19 protein-coding genes are annotated in these 19,663 nt (G+C 63.4%); 13 read left to right on the forward strand and 6 right to left on the reverse strand.

The window, feature by feature from the left end; all coding sequences use genetic code 11:
- Window positions 1-53 precede the first annotated feature (53 nt).
- Window positions 54-1,031: a quinoprotein relay system zinc metallohydrolase 2 gene (locus tag ACSBOB_RS25360; RefSeq protein WP_442578823.1), complete on the forward strand. Its 978-nt coding sequence runs from the start codon at window positions 54-56 to the stop codon at window positions 1,029-1,031.
- A 42-nt stretch (window positions 1,032-1,073) separates the two neighbouring features.
- On the opposite strand, the gene ACSBOB_RS25365 is transcribed toward ACSBOB_RS25360, so the two are convergent.
- Together ACSBOB_RS25365 and ACSBOB_RS25370 are read right to left on the reverse strand one after the other, a co-directional pair.
- Window positions 1,074-1,529 carry a hypothetical protein gene (locus ACSBOB_RS25365; protein ID WP_442578824.1) on the reverse strand — a complete coding sequence of 152 codons (456 nt, stop codon included), beginning with the start codon at window positions 1,527-1,529 and terminating at the stop codon, window positions 1,074-1,076.
- Window positions 1,530-1,574: 45 nt separating this feature from the next.
- A complete protein-coding gene (locus ACSBOB_RS25370; protein ID WP_442578825.1) occupies window positions 1,575-3,272 on the reverse strand; it encodes an amidohydrolase in 1,698 nt (565 codons plus the stop codon).
- Window positions 3,273-3,480: 208 nt separating this feature from the next.
- Between ACSBOB_RS25370 and ACSBOB_RS25375 the strand changes: the two genes are divergently transcribed.
- Complete coding sequence (locus ACSBOB_RS25375; RefSeq protein ID WP_442578826.1) at window positions 3,481-4,335, forward strand: quinoprotein dehydrogenase-associated SoxYZ-like carrier; 855 nt, start codon at window positions 3,481-3,483, stop codon at window positions 4,333-4,335.
- A 98-nt stretch (window positions 4,336-4,433) separates the two neighbouring features.
- Here the strand turns inward: ACSBOB_RS25375 and ACSBOB_RS25380 are convergent, their stop codons facing one another.
- A complete protein-coding gene (locus ACSBOB_RS25380; RefSeq protein ID WP_442578827.1) occupies window positions 4,434-4,787 on the reverse strand; it encodes a hypothetical protein in 354 nt (117 codons plus the stop codon).
- 831 nt (window positions 4,788-5,618) lie between these two features.
- Between ACSBOB_RS25380 and ACSBOB_RS25385 the strand changes: the two genes are divergently transcribed.
- From ACSBOB_RS25385 to ACSBOB_RS25435, 11 genes are all read left to right on the forward strand, one after another.
- Window positions 5,619-7,394 (forward strand): methanol/ethanol family PQQ-dependent dehydrogenase, encoded by a 1,776-nt coding sequence (locus tag ACSBOB_RS25385; RefSeq protein WP_442583827.1) that lies wholly within the window; start codon window positions 5,619-5,621, stop codon window positions 7,392-7,394.
- A gap of 176 nt (window positions 7,395-7,570) precedes the next feature.
- On the forward strand, window positions 7,571-8,101 hold the full coding sequence (locus ACSBOB_RS25390) for a c-type cytochrome, methanol metabolism-related (protein WP_442578828.1): 531 nt from the start codon (window positions 7,571-7,573) through the stop codon (window positions 8,099-8,101).
- A 1-nt stretch (window position 8,102) separates the two neighbouring features.
- Entirely contained in the window at window positions 8,103-8,966 is an 864-nt protein-coding gene (locus tag ACSBOB_RS25395; protein WP_442578829.1) for a substrate-binding domain-containing protein, read from the forward strand.
- Complete coding sequence (locus ACSBOB_RS25400) at window positions 8,963-9,550, forward strand: PQQ-dependent catabolism-associated CXXCW motif protein (RefSeq protein WP_442578830.1); 588 nt, start codon at window positions 8,963-8,965, stop codon at window positions 9,548-9,550. Before ACSBOB_RS25395 ends, ACSBOB_RS25400 begins: the two co-directional genes overlap by 4 nt.
- Window positions 9,551-9,718: 168 nt before the next feature.
- Window positions 9,719-9,814, forward strand: coding sequence for a pyrroloquinoline quinone precursor peptide PqqA (locus ACSBOB_RS25405; protein WP_442578831.1), 96 nt, complete (start codon window positions 9,719-9,721; stop codon window positions 9,812-9,814).
- A gap of 139 nt (window positions 9,815-9,953) precedes the next feature.
- Complete coding sequence (pqqB, locus tag ACSBOB_RS25410) at window positions 9,954-10,889, forward strand: pyrroloquinoline quinone biosynthesis protein PqqB (protein ID WP_442578832.1); 936 nt, start codon at window positions 9,954-9,956, stop codon at window positions 10,887-10,889.
- Window positions 10,890-11,088: 199 nt separating this feature from the next.
- The gene (gene pqqC, locus ACSBOB_RS25415) at window positions 11,089-11,865 is read left to right on the forward strand and encodes a pyrroloquinoline-quinone synthase PqqC (protein ID WP_442578833.1); all 777 of its coding nucleotides are present in this window, start codon (window positions 11,089-11,091) and stop codon (window positions 11,863-11,865) included.
- Window positions 11,866-12,040: 175 nt separating this feature from the next.
- Window positions 12,041-12,349: a pyrroloquinoline quinone biosynthesis peptide chaperone PqqD gene (gene pqqD, locus ACSBOB_RS25420; RefSeq protein ID WP_442578834.1), complete on the forward strand. Its 309-nt coding sequence runs from the start codon at window positions 12,041-12,043 to the stop codon at window positions 12,347-12,349.
- Entirely contained in the window at window positions 12,346-13,473 is a 1,128-nt protein-coding gene (gene pqqE, locus ACSBOB_RS25425) for a pyrroloquinoline quinone biosynthesis protein PqqE (RefSeq protein WP_442578835.1), read from the forward strand. The genes pqqD and pqqE overlap by 4 nt, the downstream gene beginning before the upstream one ends.
- A 525-nt stretch (window positions 13,474-13,998) precedes the next feature.
- Window positions 13,999-15,687, forward strand: a complete 1,689-nt coding sequence (locus ACSBOB_RS25430; protein WP_442583828.1) for an arylsulfatase — start codon at window positions 13,999-14,001, stop codon at window positions 15,685-15,687.
- Between the two features lie 345 nt (window positions 15,688-16,032).
- The gene (locus ACSBOB_RS25435) at window positions 16,033-16,359 is read left to right on the forward strand and encodes a hypothetical protein (RefSeq protein WP_442578836.1); all 327 of its coding nucleotides are present in this window, start codon (window positions 16,033-16,035) and stop codon (window positions 16,357-16,359) included.
- A 161-nt stretch (window positions 16,360-16,520) separates the two neighbouring features.
- Here the strand turns inward: ACSBOB_RS25435 and folP are convergent, their stop codons facing one another.
- The 3 genes from folP to ACSBOB_RS25450 all read right to left on the reverse strand — a co-directional run bounded on the left by folP (window position 16,521) and on the right by ACSBOB_RS25450 (window position 19,237).
- Entirely contained in the window at window positions 16,521-17,357 is an 837-nt protein-coding gene (folP, locus tag ACSBOB_RS25440) for a dihydropteroate synthase (RefSeq protein ID WP_442578837.1), read from the reverse strand.
- A 279-nt stretch (window positions 17,358-17,636) separates the two neighbouring features.
- Entirely contained in the window at window positions 17,637-18,677 is a 1,041-nt protein-coding gene (locus ACSBOB_RS25445) for a Gfo/Idh/MocA family protein (RefSeq protein ID WP_442578838.1), read from the reverse strand.
- A gap of 113 nt (window positions 18,678-18,790) precedes the next feature.
- Window positions 18,791-19,237 carry a 2'-5' RNA ligase family protein gene (locus tag ACSBOB_RS25450; RefSeq protein ID WP_442578839.1) on the reverse strand — a complete coding sequence of 149 codons (447 nt, stop codon included), beginning with the start codon at window positions 19,235-19,237 and terminating at the stop codon, window positions 18,791-18,793.
- Between the last annotated feature and the right edge of the window lie 426 nt (window positions 19,238-19,663).

Below are 19,663 nucleotides of genomic sequence, written 5' to 3' on the forward strand. Positions count from 1 at the left end.
AAATTCACTCGGTTGGGCCTTCACGTCCGCGGTTGGAACGCAGGTCGACCGTTATGATACGACCCGTCCCCATCGACCCGCTCCGCCGACGGCTCGTCGCCGGTTTCGCATGCCTCGGCGCCAGCGCGGCGCTGCTGCCCTGCTGCCCGCCACGGGCGAGGGCCGCCGGTACGCTCGATCTCGCGCTGGTGGAAATCGCTGACGGCGTCTTCGCCGTGCAGGGCGTCAACGAGTTGATGGCGCCGGAAAACCGGGGCACCATCGCCAATCTCGGCGTGGTCGTCGGCTCCGAGGCGGTCGCCGTCATCGACAGCGGCGGCAGCCTCGTCGAAGGCCGTGCGCTGCTGGCCGCGATCAAGGGCGTCACCCAAAAGCCGATCCGCTACCTGATCGACACCCACATGCATCCCGACCACATTTTTGGCAACGCCGCGTTCCGGACAACCGGAGCAACCTTGGTCGGCCACAAGAACCTGCCGCGCGCGCTGGAAGCGCGCGCCGCCTTCTACCTGCAAAGCTATCGCGAACAGCTTGGGGAAGAATTGATGCGGGGCATCGAGATCATTCCGCCGACACTGCTGGTGGAAGACCGCATGGACCTCGACCTCGGCGGCCGCGTCATCGAGCTGCGCGCCTGGAAGGCTGCGCACACCGACAACGACCTCACCGTGTTCGACCGCAGGACGAAAACCTTGTTCACCGGCGATTTAGTCTTCCTGCAACACCTGCCGACCCTCGACGGTTCGCTGCTCGGCTGGATGCGCCAGATGGACGAACTGGCAGCGATTGACGCGGCTGCAATCGTTCCCGGCCACGGCCCTGCCCCCTCGCCCTGGCCACAGGCACTGGCGGCAGAGCGTCGCTATTTCGAAGTGCTCTCCGCCGACCTGCGCAAGGCGATCAAGGACGGCGTCCCACTCGCCGAAGCCGTGCAGACAGCCGGCCTTTCGGAGCGCGCCAACTGGGCGCTGTTCGACGACTACAACGGCCGCAACGCGACGGCGGCCTATGCTGAACTGGAGTGGGAGTAGGAGGACGCTACCCTGGTTGCCCATCACCCAGTGGCGCAGGACTCAAGTGCCAATCGAGAGCAGTTCCTGCAGGTAACTTGGCGACACCACAAGGATAGCCGAGGGTTTCTGGTCCAAACCAACATCTTCGAACCAGGGACAGATGCCGAATTCGACGAAAGTGTCGCCCTGGTCATCACGCAACAGTTTACCGGGAAGTGTACTCCTCAAGGTCGTGCGCGAGCAACTCATCAGATCCAAGTCGCCACCCCCCTCCAGAAACAGCGGGCCTTTGAACACATTTATGGCTTGCAGACCGGGCCGCCACTTCACCTCATGCAACGCCAGCTTCATATCCGGTTTGCCGCCACCGTTCTGGAAGACCCAGTGTTCGGTTTCTTCGTCGCCGCCGCCCCTGTTCAGAATTTCCACCCGGCACCCCGCAACGCAAGCCAGCGCATCCGCCAACGGCATATCGAAGCGGAAGTCGCCGACACCCTTTAATGGCTGCACGATCATGCCGTAGTCCCTCTCGCCCTTGGAAACCTCGCAGCAGCGCGAAACCTACTTCCCCGCCACCCCTTCAGCCTCATACACCGGCTCGCCGTCGATCAGCGTGACCAAAACCTTGCCGGCGGCAATTTCCGTCGGCGCAATCTTCGTCACGTCGCGGTCGAGCACGACCACGTCGGCGCGCTTGCCGACCGTCAGCGTGCCGGATTCCGCCTCGTCGAACGCCGCATAGGCGCCGTTGACCGTATAAGCGCGGAGCATGTCCATCACGTCCAATTTATGCTGCGGCGTCAGCACTTTTCCGTTGGGATCGGTGATGTCCTGGCGGGTCACGCCGGTCTGGATCGCCTCCAGCGGGTTCATCGACGACACGCTCCAGTCGCTGGAACCCACCAGCGTCGCGCCCTCCTGCTTCAGCGCGCCGAACGGATAGAGCCACTCCGAGCGTTTTGGCCCGATCTTCGGCTCGGTCAGGTCGACGATGTAGGTGTCGGGATAGGCCCACAGCGCCTGGATGTTGGCGACCACGCCGAGCGGCTTGAAGCGGGCGATGTCGGCCGGGTCGACCAGTTCCAGATGGGTGATCTGGTGGCGGCTGTCGCGCTTGCCGTTGGCCTTTTCGGCGGCCTCGTAGGCGTCGAGCGCCATGCGCACCGCGCGGTCGCCGATCGCATGCGAATGCAGTTGCAGGCCTGCCTTGTCGGCGGCGACCGCGATCCCGTTCAACTGCTCGGAGGTGAACAATGGATCGCCGGCCGAATTCGAGCCGACATAGGCTTCCAGCAGCGCCGCCGTTCCCGTCTCGATCACCCCGTCGACGAACAGTTTGACGGACGTCACCTCGAGGCGCGGCGTCGCATAGTCGGTCTTGAGCTTGAGCACGCGCCCGACGCCGGCCGCGCCCTCCTCCGCGTCGATCTTGACCGCCGCCTCGACGCGCAGCTTCAGCTTGTCGGCGGCGTCGGCGCGCTGGTAGCCCTTCAGCATCCATTCTTCCGCCGAAGGGTCGATAATGGCCGTGATGCCAAAACTCATCGCCTCGGCCTGGGCCTTCGCCAGCCCGGCGTCGACCTGCTCGTCGGGGTATTGCGGCAGCAGGGACGCGACCAGGCTCATGGCATTCTCGCGCAGCAGGCCGGTCGGGTTGCCCTCGGCGTCGCGCTCGATGCGCCCGCCTTCCGGGTCCTTGGTGCCGGCGTCGATGCCGGCAAGTTTCAGCGCCGCCGAGTTGGCCCAGCCGGAGTGGCCGTCGACGTCGTCGAAATAGGCGAGCCGGTCGCCGGTGATCGCGTCCAGCGCCTTGGCCGAGGGGTTGAGATAGGTGCCGACGCTCCAGCCGCCACCGCGCAGCCAGGCATCCTTCGGCAGCTTCGCCATGGCCGGCTCGATCGCCGCGCGCAGGCCCGCCTCGTCGGCAACGTCGGCGAGGCTGATATCCTCGGCCTGCGTCGCGCTCCAGATCAGGTGGTTGTGGTCGTCCTGGAAACCCGGCAGCACCAGCGCGCCGGCCGGCAGATCATAGATTTTTGCACCCTTGAGGAACGGCTCCATGTCGGCATCCGACCCCACCGCCGCGATTTTTCCATCGACCAGCGCAATCGCCTGCGCCTCCGGTTTCGCCTCGTCCATGGTGACGATACGCGCACCGCGCAGCACGACGTTTTGTCCGTCGGCAAAGGCCGCGCCCGCGCCGAGCGGCACGGCGAGCAAGGCGAGAACAAGGCTTGTCTTTGGCGATATTCTTTTCACGGCCGTCCTCCCTCAGGCAGCGCTCTGTGGCGCCGGCTCAAGGTGACAAGGGACGGAAAAGCCGTCAAGGCGGGCTGGTTCCGGGAAATTGGCGCCTGCTACCTTCCCTCATCTGCCCTCTCACGCACCCCTGATTTGCCAACCGCCCCGCCAAGGCATATGATTCCATACAGCCTGGGCACCACCTCTCTCCTGGTGGAGGCATGACATGCTTTTTCATACTCTCGCGGACCGGCGTTCCGGTTCCCGCTGGCTTTCCTTGTTCGTGGCGATCGTGCTGGCGGTTGCCGGTTATTCCGGCGGCGCCCGGGCGCAGCAGACCATGGCGTCGTCGGAAAAAATCTGGTCCAGCCTCAAGGGCGACGTGTTCGGCGACCGGGCCATCCTGGCCGACACCGGGCTCATCCGCATCGAGGCGCCGAAGCGCGCGCAGGACGCTGCACTTGTGCCCGTCGACATCTATATCGACTCGGCCAAGGCGCCCGACGGCGTGAAAGCCGTCACCATGATCATCGACGTCAACCCCGCGCCGGTGGCCGCGACCTTCACGCTCGGCAAGGATGCCGGCGTCACGCATCTGTCGACGCGGGTCAGGGTCAACGATTACTCGTGGATCCGCGCCATCGCCGAGACGGCGGGCGGCGAGCTTCACATGGCGCAGACCTTCGTGAAGGCGTCTGGCGGCTGTTCGGCCCCCGCCGTCAAGAACACCGACGAGGCGCTGGCCTCCATGGGCAAGATGAAGCTGCGGCAGTTCCCCGAGCAGGAGACCATGTCGAAGGCCGAGGAATTGCAGCTGATGATCCGCCACCCCAACAATTCGGGGCTGCAGCGCGATCCGATCACCCAGTATTTCATCCCGGCGCATTTCGTCCAGAAGCTGACGATCTCCCAGGCCGACCGGCCGATCCTGTCGATGGAAGGCGGCATCTCGATCTCCGAGGACCCCAACTTCCGCTTCGACTTCGACGTGCAAGGCAATGGCGAGATCCGCGTCGAGGCGGTGGACACCGACGGAAAAGTGTTCAAGGACCAGTGGCCGCTGGAAGCGGCGGGGCTTTGAGTTAGGGGCATCTGCCTTGACCCCATGCGCCGCGCGTTAACGCTGTCCTGCCACGCCTTCAAACCAGGCGGCCACGCTCACCTGAATATCGCCATACCCTAAAAACACCGCACATCGGCTTCCGCCTGCGCCCGGCGAAGTTCGGAGCCTGCCGCCTTGGCCGGCGCGCTGTTGCGGAACAGGCCGCTGGCCTCGCCGCTCATCTGCGCCATGCGCCGGAACGTCTCGGCCCGTTCGTAGTCCTCATAGGGCATGATCGAGGCGATCACGTCGATCGAGCAGGAGCAGCGCTCCAGCGAATCGCGGGTCTGGCCGTTCACCTGCATGCAGCCCAGCACGTAATCGGCCAGCGCCGTCGTCGGATAGTCGCCGGCGGCCTTTGCCGGCCAAGCCAGGGCCGATGCGCCGGCGAGCAGCAGCCACAGGGAAAAATGTCCGGCAGGTCTCGTCATCATCGATCTCCGCTGCTTGCCGCCGGCACGCCGTGGGGCTTCTGCCGCATGAATCCGGCGCCCCGCGGCCGGCCGCCACGGCATCGCCCGATCATGTGGGCCTGATAGGACGAAAGCATATAGGACCAAAGGAGGAATGCGCTGCACAGCGGCAAAAGCGCCCTGCGGCGACCTTTTCCAGCCTGTCCGAGGCGGCGGTCCGGGTGGATTTTCATAGGATTCGAACTAATGGCGGCGGGTGTCGAAGCCATGCCGCCGCCCCCGGAGCAATACATGAAATAGGCGAAAGGAACCCAGTTTAGTAAAAGCCCGCGATAAGCTCAAACCACACTTCCAATATACACTTTCATGACAGACGAGAGCGAAAATACTAAATCATGAATCGATTTCAGGATATTTTCCTCTCACATCGCATCACATCCACTATTATATTGCACTGCAACATAGACGATGGGCTTTTTGCTTGCCTGCGGTGTCGGGATGACATAGGTTTTCCCTGTTTCCGGCTTCAAGGGCGTCACCGTCATAGGGAGCGGCGACCGTCTTTCGTAGGCCAAAGTGGGGTGGGCAGTAACGGTGCCCTCTGCGCATCTGGCTTAGGTCGTGACACGCTGCCGGAAATACTTCCCACCACATGAATCGCTTGGGCGAGCCCTTGTGGGCAAGACAATTGATTCCTGCTTGCGAACCCCGGGAGGACATTCGATGCGTGTACTCAAGAAAACCACCCTCATTCCATTGACCGCGGCGCTGATCACCAGCGCATCGGCCTTTGGTGCGTGGGCGAACGACGACTTGCAGAAGCTTGCCTCTGACCCCAAGAACTGGGCGATGCCGACAGGCGATTATGCCAATACGCGTTACTCGAAGCTCAATCAGATCAACAAGGACAATGTGAAGAACCTGCAGGCCAAGTGGACCTTCTCCACCGGCGTGCTGCGCGGCCATGAAGGCGGACCGCTGGTGATCGGCGACGTCATGTATGTCCACACGCCGTTCCCGAACATCGTCTATGCGCTCGACCTCAACAACGACGGCAAGATCCTCTGGAAGTACGAGCCGAAGCAGGATCCGAACGTCATCCCGATCATGTGCTGCGACACGGTCAACCGTGGCGTCGCCTATGGCGACGGCAAGATCATCCTCAACCAGGCCGACACCATGGTGACGGCGCTCGACGCCAAGACCGGCAAGGTCGTGTGGTCGATCAAGAACGGCGAACAGACGGACGGCGGCAAGGGCGAATCCGGAACGCACGCCCCGATCGTCGTCAAGGACAAGGTGATCGTCGGCATCTCGGGCGGCGAATTCGGTGTCCGCGGCTGGGTGGCTGCCTACAACCTCAAGGACGGATCGCTGGCCTGGAAGGGCTATTCGATGGGTCCCGACGCCGAAACGCTCATCGACCCGGAAAAGACGACGGCGCTCGGCAAGCCGGTCGGCAAGGATTCCGGCACCAACACCTGGGAAGGCGAGCAGTGGAAGACCGGCGGCGGCTCGACATGGGGCTGGTATGCCTACGATCCGAAGTCGAACCTGGTTTTCTATGGCACTGGCAACCCATCGACCTGGAACCCGGTGCAGCGCCCCGGCGACAACCGGTGGTCGATGACCATCTTCGCCCGCGATGCGGATACGGGCGTGGCCAAGTGGGTCTACCAGATGACCCCGCACGACGAGTGGGACTATGACGGCGTCAACGAGATGATCCTCGTCGACGGCATGGAGGTGAACGGCGCCAAGCATGACGTTCTCGTCCACTTCGACCGCAACGGCTTCGCCTACACGATGGACCGCAATTCGGGCGAGCTCCTGGTCGCCAAGAAATACGATCCGGCGGTGAACTGGGCGACGGAAGTCGTGATGGACAAGAACAGCGACCAGTATGGCCGCCCGCAGGTCGTCGCGAAATACTCCACCCAGCAGAACGGCGAAGACACCAACTCGACCGGCATCTGCCCGGCGGCACTCGGAACCAAGGACCAGCAGCCGGCATCCTATTCGCCGAAGACCGGTCTCTTCTACGTGCCGACCAACCACGTCTGCATGGACTACGAGCCCTACCGGGTGAGCTACACGGCCGGTCAGCCTTATGTCGGCGCCACCGTGGCGATGTATCCTGCGCCCAACAGCCATGGCGGCATGGGCAACTTCATCGCCTGGGACGCAGCCAAGGGTGAGATCGTCTGGTCGAAGCCCGAGCTGTTCTCGGTGTGGTCCGGCGCGCTGGCGACCGATGGCGACGTCGTCTTCTACGGAACGCTGGAAGGCTACATCAAGGCGGTCGATGACAAGGGCAACGAACTCTACAAGTTCAAGACCCCGTCCGGCATCATCGGCAACGTCAACACCTACGAACATGGCGGCAAGCAGTACATCGCCGTGCTGTCAGGTGTCGGCGGTTGGGCAGGCATCGGCCTCGCGGGCGGGCTTCTCGCTCCCGAGAACGCCGCTGCATGGCACGGCGCGGTGGACCAGGGCCGCGAGCAGGGCGACGAGGCCGCATCGGTCGGCACCGCTGGCCTGGGCGCGGTCGGCGGCTACGCCGGTCTTGCCGAGTACACGACGCTGGGCGGCCAGCTCACCGTCTTCGGTCTCCCGGACTGATTTTGAGGGAACCACGCGACCAGCCTCGGCCTTAAAAGGGTGAGGCCTGAAAACCGGAAGCCCGGCTCGACAAACCAACAGTCGGGCTTCCGATTTCGCCAACCACAACGCACCTGTCACCGCCGCATTGCGACAGCAAAGCTTTGTCCGTGGCGAAACCAACCAAGAGGTTCGTAATGACTTTTCGTGCCGCTGTTATCGCCTGCCTCCTCCTGCCCCTCGCCGGCCATGCATTCGCACAGAGCGCCAGCGATCCGGACACCAAGGAAAAGGCGGCGGCGGTAGGCGACGATGACGGGAAATACACGGACGCCAATGGCAACCCGACTTTCAAGATCTTGGATGACGGCACGGTCGACTGGTACACATTCAGCGGCTACCGGCGCTTCAACTCCGACTGCTTCGTCTGCCACGGGCCGGACGGCGTCGGCTCCAGTTACGCTCCCGCTTTGGCGGATACGGTGAAGACGATGGATTACGGCACCTTCCTGTCGATCGTCGCGGAGGGCCGCAAGAACCTCAGCGCCGGCAAGGAAAACGTCATGCCGGCCTTCGGCGACAACAAGAACGTCTATTGCTACATGGACGACCTCTACATCTACCTGCGCGCCCGCTCTGTCGGCGACCTGCCGCGCGGCCGCCCGGCCAAGAAGGCCGAGAAGCCGCAGGCCGCCAAGGACGCCGAAGCGTCCTGCATGGGTGGCTGAGATGATTTTTCGCCGCGCCCCCAGCCTTGTTGCCATGTTCGCCCTTGCCGGCGTGCTGGCCATGCCGTCCGTCGCCGCGATGGCGCAGGGCGCCGGCATCGGGGCCGCTGGCGAGCTTGTCGATCCCGACGTGCTGCGCGTCTGCGCCGACCCGTCCAACATGCCCTTCACCGACCAGAGCGGAGAGGGTTTCGAAAACAAGCTGGCCGAGTTCGTCGCCGCCAAGACCGGGCGCAAGTCGGTCTCCTACACCTGGTTCCCCATGGTCACCGGCTTCGTGCGCCAGACGCTGCGCGCCAACCGCTGCGACATCATCATGGGCTACGCGCAAGGCGACGAGCAGGTGCAGAACACCAACGCCTATTACCGCTCGACCTATGTGCTGATGTACAAGAAGGGCGGCGGCCTCGATGGTGTCGAGACCATCGAGGATCCAAAACTCGCGGACAAGCGCATCGGCGTGGTCATGAGCACGCCGCCGGCCTCCAACATGGCGCGCGCCAACCTGATGAAGAAGGCAAAAGTCTACGAACTGATGGTGGATACCCGCTTCACCGCGTCGCCGGCCGAGATGATGATCAAGGACATCCAGTCCGGCGAGATCGACGCGGCGGTCGTCTGGGGACCGATGGGCGGCTACTACGCCGCGAAGTCAGGCGCGGACGTCGCCGTGGTGCCGCTCACCAAGGAAAAGACCGGCTCGCGCATGTCCTACCGCATCACCATGGGCGTGCGCCCGTCCGACCAGGAATGGAAGCGCACGCTGAATCGGCTGATCAAGGACAACCAGGCGGAGATCAACAAGATCCTGCTCGGCTACGGCGTGCCGCTGATCGACGAACAGGACAAGCCGATCACCCAATGAGCCGGTCGATCGGAACGAGGAACGAAGGATGGAGGAAGGAAGCGTTTCTGCTGCTTGCGACCGGCCTTCTCGGCTGGACGGCTCCGTTATACGCTGCCGACGTTCCGGAGCCCGACGGCTACCGCATGGAAGAATACCGCGCGCCGGTGCCCGCGACGCTGAAGGGCGCCAAGGTGGTGACGACGGAGGAAGCCGAGGCGCTTTGGCGCAACAAGGAAGCGGTGTTCTTCGACGTCATGCCGAACGCGCCGAAGCCGGCCAATTTGCCGGAAGGCACGATCTGGCGGGACAAGGCGCGGAACGACATTCCGGGCAGCATCTGGCTGGCCAATGTCGGCTACGGCGAGATCAATGCCGAGACGGCGGCGTATTTCCGCGCCGGCATCGCGGCGGCGGTGGGGACAGACACGTCGAAGCCACTGCTGTTCTACTGTATGACCAACTGCTGGATGTCGTGGAACGCGGCCAAGCGGGCGGTGGAATGGGGCTACGCCCCGGTTCTGTGGTATCCTCCCGGTTCCGACGGCTGGGAGAACGCAAAGCTGCCGCTGGAAGAAAACCGGCCCTTCGTCTTGCCGAACTGAGTTTTTGAAACCGACCGATACCGACTGCTTTTTGATTTTCGCATTTTCAGGACGTTCTGCTTCATTTGTCCATTTTGAACTGATGGACGACCGGCTGTCGCATAACGGTGCCTTGCGACCGCCAAACGGCGAGGTCCGGCCTTGGGGCCGGGACAACAGGAGGAACGCATGAAGAAAAGCTGGACGAAGCCCACGATGTGCCAGGTGGCAGCTGGCATGGAAATCTCGCGCTATCTGCCTGCCGAAATCACTCCCAAGAAGTAGGCGACTGCCGCGGCGCGTCGCCCCGGAAACGGGACGACGCGCCGCAACTCAATGTTTTTGGTCCACTGGATTGCTCGCGGAGCGTTTCGCGGGACGATAGGGTGTTCGCCGCGTCACAAATCGCAAACGGATCGTGGCCATGCGCCTGAAGGTCATCGGATCGGCAGCAGGCGGTGGGTTTCCGCAATGGAACTGCAATTTTCGGCTGAGCCGTGCCGCGCGCGCCGGCCAACCGGGTGTTCTCCCGCGTACCCAATCCAGCCTGGCGGCATCGGCCGACGGGCAAGGCTGGGTGCTTTTCAACGCTTCCCCCGACATCCGCGAGCAGATCGCCCGGACGCCGGAATTGCAGCCCGCGCCGGACGCGCCCTTGCGCTCCACGCCGATCAGGGCCGTCGTGCTCACCAACGCCGATGTCGACCATGTCGCCGGTCTGCTCAGCCTGCGCGAGCGCGAACCCTTCGCCGTCTATGCCAGCCAGCGGGTGCTTGAAGTGCTCGCCGCCAATTCCATCTTCAACGTGCTCGACCCGAAAATCGTGCCGCGCCGGCTGCTGCCGCAGGACACCGCCATCCCGATCCGCGACGCGGATGACCGCGACACCGGACTCACCGTCGAAAGCTTTGCCGTGCCCGGCAAGATCGCGCTCTATCTGGAGGATTCGACGCGCGCCGACGCCGATTTCGGCTCGGAAGAAGGCGACACGATCGGCGTGCGCATTTCGGCCGGTTCCGGCCCTTCGGCCTTCTACGTTCCCGGCTGCGCCCGCGTCGACCAGCGCCTGCGCGCCCGCCTCGACAACGCTGCCTGCCTGCTCTTCGACGGCACCGTCTTCACCGACGACGAAATGCTGACCGCCGGCGTCGGCCAGAAGACGGGCCGGCGCATGGGCCACCTCGCGATGTCGGGCGAAGCGGGCTCGATCGTCGCGCTTGCCGGCCTATCCATCGGCCGCCGCGTCTTCGTCCACATCAACAACACCAATCCGGCGCTCGACGACGCTTCTCCCGAGCGCGCCGCCATAGCTGCGGCAGGCTGGGATGTCGCCCATGACGGCATGGAGATCGTGCTGTGAACGGTTTCCTGATGAGTTTTTCCCGCCCGGCCCGACAATCCGACATGCGTCCGGACGAAAGCGACGTCCGGCGGGGAAGCGCAGGGGACAGTTTACTTTCTTTCGGCAGAAGGATCGAAGCGGTCGCGAGGTCGCGCGGGCCGAAAAAAGTAAACTGTCCCCGGCACCTGCACCTGCCGAGGCGCATGCGGAGGCCTGCATGAACATCTTGACCATCGCCCCCCGCAGCTTCCACGACGCCGCAAAAGACGGCCTCACCCCCACCCAGCTCGAAGCCGTCCTGCGAAAAGTCGGCGCCGAGCGCTACCACAACCGCCACCCCTTCCATCACAAGATGACCTCCGGCGCGCTCTCCAAGCTGGAGATGCGGGCCTGGGCGCTCAACCGCTATTGCTACCAGGCGGTGATCCCGCGCAAGGACGCTACCATCCTGGCCCGCGCCGAGGATCCTGCGTTCCGCGCCGAATGGCGAAAGCGCATCGAGGACCATGACGGCGACGACGGCTGGAGCGGCGGCATCGCCCGCTGGCTTTATCTCGTCACCTCGCTCGGCCTCGACGCCGACGCGGTGAAAAGCGAGCACCTCGCCTTGCCGGCCACGCGTTTCGCCGTCGGCGCCTACCTCTCCTTCTGCGCCAACCGCACCCTGCTCGAAGCCGTCGCCTCGTCGCTGACCGAGTTGTTCTCCCCCGTCATCATCGGCGAGCGCGTGCCGGCGATGCTGGCGAAATACGACTACATCACCGAGGACACGCTGGCCTATTTCAAGAAGCGCCCCGAGCAGGCCTCGCGCGATTCCGACTTCGCGCTCAGCTATGTCATGCGCCACGCCGACACGCCCGAGCGCCAGCAAAGTGTGATCGACGCGCTGGTGTTCAAATGTGATATTCTCTGGGCCATGCTCGACGCGCTCGAACACGCTTATGGTGGCGCCGGCCACATCCCGCCCGGTGCGTATCGGGAGGATGCGGCGTGATGGACTTGCGGCGTGCGCCCCCTCCACCGCCTACGGCGGTCCCCCTCCCCCGCTTCGCAGGGGAGGAACTAGCGGCGCCGCCGGCACGCCCTGGATCCTCCCCCGTTTACGGGGGAGGGGGACTACGCGAAGCGTGGTGGAGGGGGCATGTAATTTCCAACGGGAGCCCCCTCCCATGATCCCCCAACAACCCTCTCCGCGCGGACGCGCCCTCGTCTCCCTGCACTCCATCCCTGCCCTGCCGCGCCACGTCCGCATCCAGTACGACCCGGTGCGCCAGGCCCATGCCGTGCTCTCGCCGGAAAAAATCTTCTGGCCCAACGACATCAGCCTCGACATTTTGCGCCGCTGCGACGGCAGCACCACGGTCGCGCAGATCGTAGCCGGCCTCGCCGCCGAATACGACGCTCCGGAAGCCGACGTCTCGGCCGATGTCATAACCTTCCTCCAGGAATGGTCCGACAAACTTCTGGTGAAGCTATGACCGAGCTCCTTCCCCCGATCGGCATGCTGGCCGAACTCACCCACCGCTGCCCGCTGCAATGCCCCTACTGCTCCAACCCCACGGAGCTCCTGAAAGCCAACCGCGAGCTCGACACGGACACCTGGCTCTATCTCTTCCGCCAGGCCGCCGATCTCGGCGTCTTGCAGGTGCATCTTTCCGGCGGCGAGCCGACGCTGCGCCGCGACCTCGAGCAACTGGTCGCCGGGCTTTCTTCGCGCGGCGTCTACACCAACCTCATCACCGCCGGCGTGGGCATCGCCGAAGGCCGCATCGAGGCGCTGGCCGAAGCCGGGCTCGACCACCTCCAACTCAGCTTCCAGGGCGCAAAACCCGCCACCACCGAACTGGTCTCCAACCATGCCGGCAGCCATGAGAAGAAGCTGGAGACGGCGCGCCGGGCGCGCGCCGCCGGCCTGCCGCTCACCATCAACGCGCCGATCCACCGCCACAACATCGAGGAGGTGCCGGCCTTCATCGAGCTGGCGCTGTCGCTCGGGGCCGAGCGGCTGGAGATCGCCAATGTGCAATATTCCGGCTGGGCGCTGGTCAACCGCGACGCGCTGATGCCCGACCGCGCGGCCGTCGACCGCCAGGCCGAAATCGTCGAGCAGGCGCGCGAAAAACTGACCGGCATCCTCAACATCGACTTCGTCACCCCCGACTATTTCGCCACCTACCCAAAGCCGTGCATGGGCGGCTGGGCGCGCGACGCCTTCATGGTGGCCCCCGACGGCACGGTGCTGCCCTGCCACGCCGCCGCTTCCATCCCACAGCTCACCTTCGAAAAATTCGGCGACCGCTCGCTCTCCGAGATCTGGCGCGATTCCCCCGCCTTCAACGCCTTTCGCGGCACCGACTGGATGCAAGCCCCTTGCAAAAACTGCGAGCGCCGCGAAATCGACTGGGGCGGCTGCCGCTGCCAGGCGATGGCCATCGCCGGCGACCCCGCCGCTACCGACCCCGCCTGCGCGAAATCCCCCCTGCACGCCCGCATGGCCCGCCTGATCGAGGAGGCGCAGGCCGCCGCGCGCGCCAATCGCGACGAGCCGTTCGTCTATCGCCGCATCGGGGCCGTCGCGCGGCAGCGGGAATTGGTGGGGTGAGGGCGCGGAGCAGCCGGCTTTACGAAGTATTTTGGTTCATTCATCTGAAATGAGCCCAAAGTAGTTACCTGCACCTCTGCGCCGTCCGAAAGCATTCGCTCACGATCAACTTTGCGACCGTCCGGGATTGAAAGCGGTCATTTCATCAGAGCGCCCGGGCACCAGGAACTAATCCTTCGACGGCATACACACACGCCTATGTAATTTACATAGCGCCGCCGGCCCGTCGGGAGTAGCGTGGCTCGCCAGGAGGATGGCGTGTGGCGCTATATAAGAGAAAATCAGACGAGAACTTGGCAAGCATCTTATAGGTGCTGCCTATCGCCGGCTGAGAACTTGTCTCAGTGCAAAGGCTGGCGTCCCGGCGAAATGCGAAACCAGAGGAGGAGCTTCATAAGTAGCGATCTTGGCAATGAAAATTGAGAGGAGGCGGCACTTGTCTGTTGCCTCGTTGGAAATGGGCACAGGGCTGCCGGCCCGTTTCGGGCAGCCGGAAGGAATTCTCAGATGAGTATGCTTCGGAATATGTGGCTAGGCGTGCCCGTATCGCTGGCAGTCCTTGCTGTATCAAACCTTCCATCCACTGCGCAGGATGCGCAAAGGCCCAACATCCTGTTCGTCATGGGCGATGATATCGGCTGGATGCAGCCCAGCATCTATCATCAAGGCCTGATGGTCGGCGAGACGCCCAACATCGACCGTATCGGCCAGGAGGGCGCGAAATTCATGACCTACTATGCCGAGCAGAGCTGCACGGCTGGTCGCACGGCCTTCATTACCGGCATGCAGCCGGTGCGCGTCGGCATGGTCCTGCCGGAAATTCCCGGGAGCCCTTCCTATCTGAGGGCCGGCACGCCTCACCTTGCCCGGTTCCTGAATGATCTTGGCTACACGACAGGCGAGTTTGGCAAGAACCATCTCGGAGATACCACCGAATCTCTGCCGACGGCTCACGGATTCCAGGAGTTCTGGGGCTACCTCTATCACCTCGACGCCATGCAGGGGGTAAGCTTCCCCGACATCAACAAGACCCCGACCGAGCAGGGGATCGCGCCGCCTTGCCGAAACACGCCGATCCCCGGCATAGCGCAAGACCCCGCCGCCGTGGATCCCAAGACAACGACCTGCCTGACGCCGCCGCGTCCGATGCTCGCCTGCGCATCCTCCGATGGGTCCCCGGCAAATCAGTCCTGCAAGGACGAGGGGCCACTGACTCTGGAGCGTTCGAAGACCATCGACGAGGAAATTTCCGCCAAGGTCATAGACTTCCTCGACAGGAACGATCCGGAAAAGACCAAGAAGCCGTTCTTCGTCTGGTACAACCCGGCTCGCATGCACATCACGACGGTGTTGCCCGACAAATATCTGAACATGGTCGGCGAGCCCGGCGGCAAGGACTGGGGCGTCAACGAAGCCGGCATGAAGCAGATGGACGACAACATCGGCTACGTCTTGAAGAAACTGGAGGAAATGGGCGAACTCGACAACACCATCGTCGTCTTCACCACCGACAATGGCGCCGAGACGATCACCTTCCCCGACGGAGGCGTGACGCCGTTCAAGGGCGGCAAGCTCAGCACGTGGGAAGGCGGCATGCGTGCCCCGCTGGTCGTGCGCTGGCCGGGGCACATCGAGCCCGGCACGGTTAAGAACGACATGTTCTCGGCGCTCGACTGGCTGCCGACGCTCGTGAACATCGCAGGCGGCCCGAAGGGCGACGAGTTGAAGAAAAAGATCGAGGCGGGCCAATATCCCGGTATCGTCAAGACCACGCTCGACGGGATCGACCAGCGCGACTTCCTGGAAGGCAAGGCACCCTCGGCGCGCGATTCCTTCCTGTATTACTCCGGCAAGGAGCCCTCGGCCGTCCGCTACAAGAACTGGAAGATGTATTTCGCCATGGTGTCGGACGATCCTGCCGGCTTCATCGCCGGGGTGATGCCCTACTCGTGGACGCAGGTCGTTAATATCAAGCGCGATCCGTTCGAGACTTCGGTCGGACAGCAGATCAAGACACTCTTTGGCATGGGCGGCGCCATCGCTTCACCGTCCACCGCCTACGTCTATGACTGGAACATACTGCCGATCGGTCAGCAATTGTGGCTGAAGCATCTCGAGACCTACATCACCTACCCGCCCCTTCAGGACCCTGCAAGCTACAATCTGGAGCAGGTGATGCAGCAGGTCCGCAGCATGAAGGCCGGCCACGACTGATCCGCCAATGCCGGACGCCCCGCCGAGGGGGCGTCCGGCCACACGAGGGCGTGTGGCAGCTTTGCGCGCCCGGCCACTGCCTGTGCTGCCGGCTTGCTGCGCTTGTGACACAGCCGGTCGCGCGCCCTTCATCGGCGGAACAACGCTGGCGGCGGCGGTGCTGATTTCCTGCGCCACCCGGTCGGTACCGCCCATGTGGCGGATAAGGATAATATCGTTGCAGATTTCGTGGCGCAAAAGCACACCCTCAAGTAACGTCCACCGAGCATTTTTTCGACGCCGACTTCGCGAAGCAATTGCAAGCTTGAGGCTTGAGACATGTCTTGAAACAAGGAGGGATCTACGATGATGAAATATCACTCGAAGCACGTACTGCTAACGCTTGCGATCATTGGCTGTGGTATGGCTCGGATCGGGAACGCGGCGGAAGAACCCCGCCTGGGAACCATAGTTCCCGAGGGCGAAATGACGATATTTTGTCAAAAGGCGGTAGCGGCGAAATTTGAGGCGCAGCCCGAGGACATTACGACCGATCCTCCAATTCGACGTGAAGGAAAGCTTCTGGTGTTGGGCACGGTGGACAGCGAAGACGACGACCGCGATGCCGGCTTCGACTGCCGTTTCGAAGAGAATGGAGCCTATCTCGGAATAATCGGCGCCCCCTCCGATTGAGAAATCAGGAGGCGGATCTTTGGCGGTGTTATGGCATCGATCGTCGCCACATGACCGCTGACTAAACCCGGGGAATCTTAAGGCGGCTTTGGAGCTGGCCGCTGATCTCCACCTGCTCCCAAATCTTCAGGGTCGGGTTATCCCGACCTGAGACATCGCCTCTAGGGATGAAGAGCCTCCCTCTCCACCATCGCATCCGCAAACGCCAGCGCATCCCGGTTCATCGCCACATTGTGCACCCGGAAAATCAGCGCGCCTTTCATGCGCAAAATGACGCTGGTGGCGACGGTGCCTGTATCCTGCGCCAGCCGGTCGGCGCCGGCCACGTGGCGGATCATGCGTTTGCGCGAGGTGCCGACCAGCAGCGGGAAGCCCAGCGTTTTCAGCTCACTGAACCGCGCCATGACCTGAAGGTTCTCCTCATAATCCTTGGCGAAGCCGAAACCGGGGTCGAGCACGATGCGGTCGTCCGGAATGCCGGCCGCCGCGGCGATCTCCAGCGAGCGTCTGAGGAAGAAAAACTGGTCCTCGATGACATCCGGCAGCTTTTCGCGGTCGCGGCCGGTGTGCATGATGACCAGTCCCGCCCCGGTGTCGGCCGCCACTTTTGCGATGTCCGGCTCGCGCTGCAGCCCGTGCACGTCGTTGACGATATGGGCGCCGGCCGCCACCGCCAGCCGCGCCGTCCCGGCGCGATAGGTGTCGACCGAGATCAAACACCCCTGCCCCGCCACAGCCGCGATGACCGGAAGTATGCGCGCCTGCTCGTCGGCCGCCGAAACCGGCGTGGCATTCGGCCTGGTCGACTCGCCGCCGACGTCGATGATATCAGCGCCCTCCTCCACCATCTTCCTCGCCTGGGCGATCGCCCGCTCCGGCCGGTCGAACTCGCCGCCGTCCGAAAAACTATCCGGCGTCACATTGAGGATGCCCATCAGGATCGATTTGTCGCCGAGGTCGAGGTGGCGTCCGTGGGCAAGCTGCCAGCGTCTCGTCATGGATAATCCGCCCAAAATCCTGTGCGCCCGCGCGCCATGAAACCGTCAACACCAAACGCCGCGCCGTCAAGCGAACTCGGCCTTTTCGGCAGTGCGAACCGGCAAAAACATGCCTTTCGTGAAGCCCGTCGCGGCATTTTGCCAGCGAGTTCCGCGCAAACCTTTGAAAAGGCTTGATCTTCCGGACTTCACGCCGGTTTTTCCATATGGCTGCCGAGCCAGGGGTGGAAAGCCCAAGTCCTTGTATTCGTTTCGTTTCCCAGGAAATTCGGCCGGCGACTACGCCTTCCGCCGCCACTTGGCCGGTTCGACGGCGCGCTTCTCCTCGGCGGCCTTGTAGGCGGCGTCGACCAGCGCGAAAGTCTTCAGATTGTCCTCGCCGGACGTGTCCGCCGGCACGCCCTTTTTCAGGCAATCCAGGAAATGCGCACAGGCGTTGTAGGCGCCTTCCTGGCTGGCGTGCCAGGGCTCGCTGGTCCATGGGCGCAGCGGCGATCCTATCGATTCTTCAAGCACTTGGCCGTTGCTGGTGACGGACATGCGCATGCCGATGTCGACCACGACCGCGCCGCGCTCGCCCTCGATCTCGACCAGCGTTTCGGGAAATGCGTCCGGCAATTTGCGCGAGCCGTAGGTGCATTCGACGACGCTGACGGCGTCGCTCTCGTGCCGCAGCATCATGGTGGCGGTCTCCTCCGCCCTCACCTTCGGGTTGCGGCGCTGCGCCTCGCAAGAAATGTGCCTGACCTCGCCCATGAAAAAGCGTGCGAGATCAAGCACATGGATGCCGACATCGGCGATAGCCAGGCGCTCCTCGTCGTAGAAATAGGGCTGCGTCTTGTAGATGTCGTAGCCGGTGCGGAAATTGATGCGCGCCCATGTCGGCAGGCCGATCGCGCCGCTGTCGATCACCCTTTTGACGTGCCGCATCGGCGTCTGGAACCGGAAATTCTCGTGCACCGCCAACCAGATACCGGCTTTCGCCGCCGCATCGACGATCGCCACGCAATCGTCCCAGCCGGTCGCGAACGGCTTTTGCACGATCGCCGCCACACCCCGCCCGATCGCCAGTTCGGCCAGCGGCCGGTGCGTCTCGTGGCGGGTCACGATATCGACCACATCAAGCCTCTCCGCGTCCAGCATCTTTGCCGCATCGGTGTACCAGGGGGCGCCGAAGCCGCGCCCGGCGGCCTGCGCCTTGGCCCGATCGACGTCGCAGACGGCGGCGAGCAGCGCCCCGTCCGGTTTCAATTCAGCCCATGAATTCAAATGGTTCTGCGCATAGAAACCGCAGCCGATGACGCCGACGCGAATGGTCATTTGTTTCCGATCCCCCCACAATCCCGGTTCGGGCATACCGAAACCGGATGTCCCGACCTCTACCACGTCGAAGGTTTTCATAAAGATCCGCCGACGGTGGGAACGCTCCCGGTTCAATCGGAAAAGCGCCATTCCTCCACAGGGTTATGGGTCGAAGCACCATAGGGACTGTGGATCAGCGTAAAACTCTTCGCCTTCCAGCCGACGGGTTCGACAGCCCGCTCCGCCAGAACCCGCGGCGAATACAGCATGATCACATGCGGCGTGAAGGATTTCACCACCGTCCGGCCCAGCCCGGCCTTCCGTATCTCCTCGCCCAGTGCGTGGTGAAAATCATAGAGCGAACCCAGCCCATCCGTAGCCCGCAGCACCAGCGGGTGATTGTTGCGTGGGTTGGCAAAACTCAAGGCGCGGCCGAATTCCACGTCGAAAGCCTGCATGTGGAGCGCCGCTGCCGCCTCAAGCGCCTGGGTCTTGATGCCTTCCGGCAGGCCTTCATACATGCCGAGCGCATGGATCGAGATGTGAAGGCAGTGGTCCGAGATCAGAGTTCCCTTCATTTCCGCCTCGCTCATCAATCTGGACCGGATGTCGCCAATAGCGGGGGCGACAGCGCATGGCACGCGGATGGCGAAGAACAGATTGTCGAGCCGTGTGATTTCAAGGCCGGGAATCGGTGGCTGCGGTTCTGCCGGCTTTCGCGGGCGGCGCGAATGCACAGGCTTGCGCTCGGGTCGATCCACCGCCTGTTCGGGTTCGTCCAGTCCCAGATCCAGCTGCATCCGCATAAAATAGAACAAACAGGAAACATTTTGAAGACAGCACGTGCCGAGGCCGGGACGGCGATGGCGCGCCGAACGGTGGCTGTTCGCACAGACACGGGATCGCTTCCACTTGCCGAGGCGGCGTTCCACGGTTTACGCAAACGGCAATCGATGCAAAGGTGCATCGTGGCCTGTCGGGTCTGAACAGGCCGGAGAGGCGAC

The organism is Mesorhizobium sp. KACC 23794 (assembly GCF_052180275.1).
GTDB lineage: Bacteria > Pseudomonadota > Alphaproteobacteria > Rhizobiales > Rhizobiaceae > Kumtagia.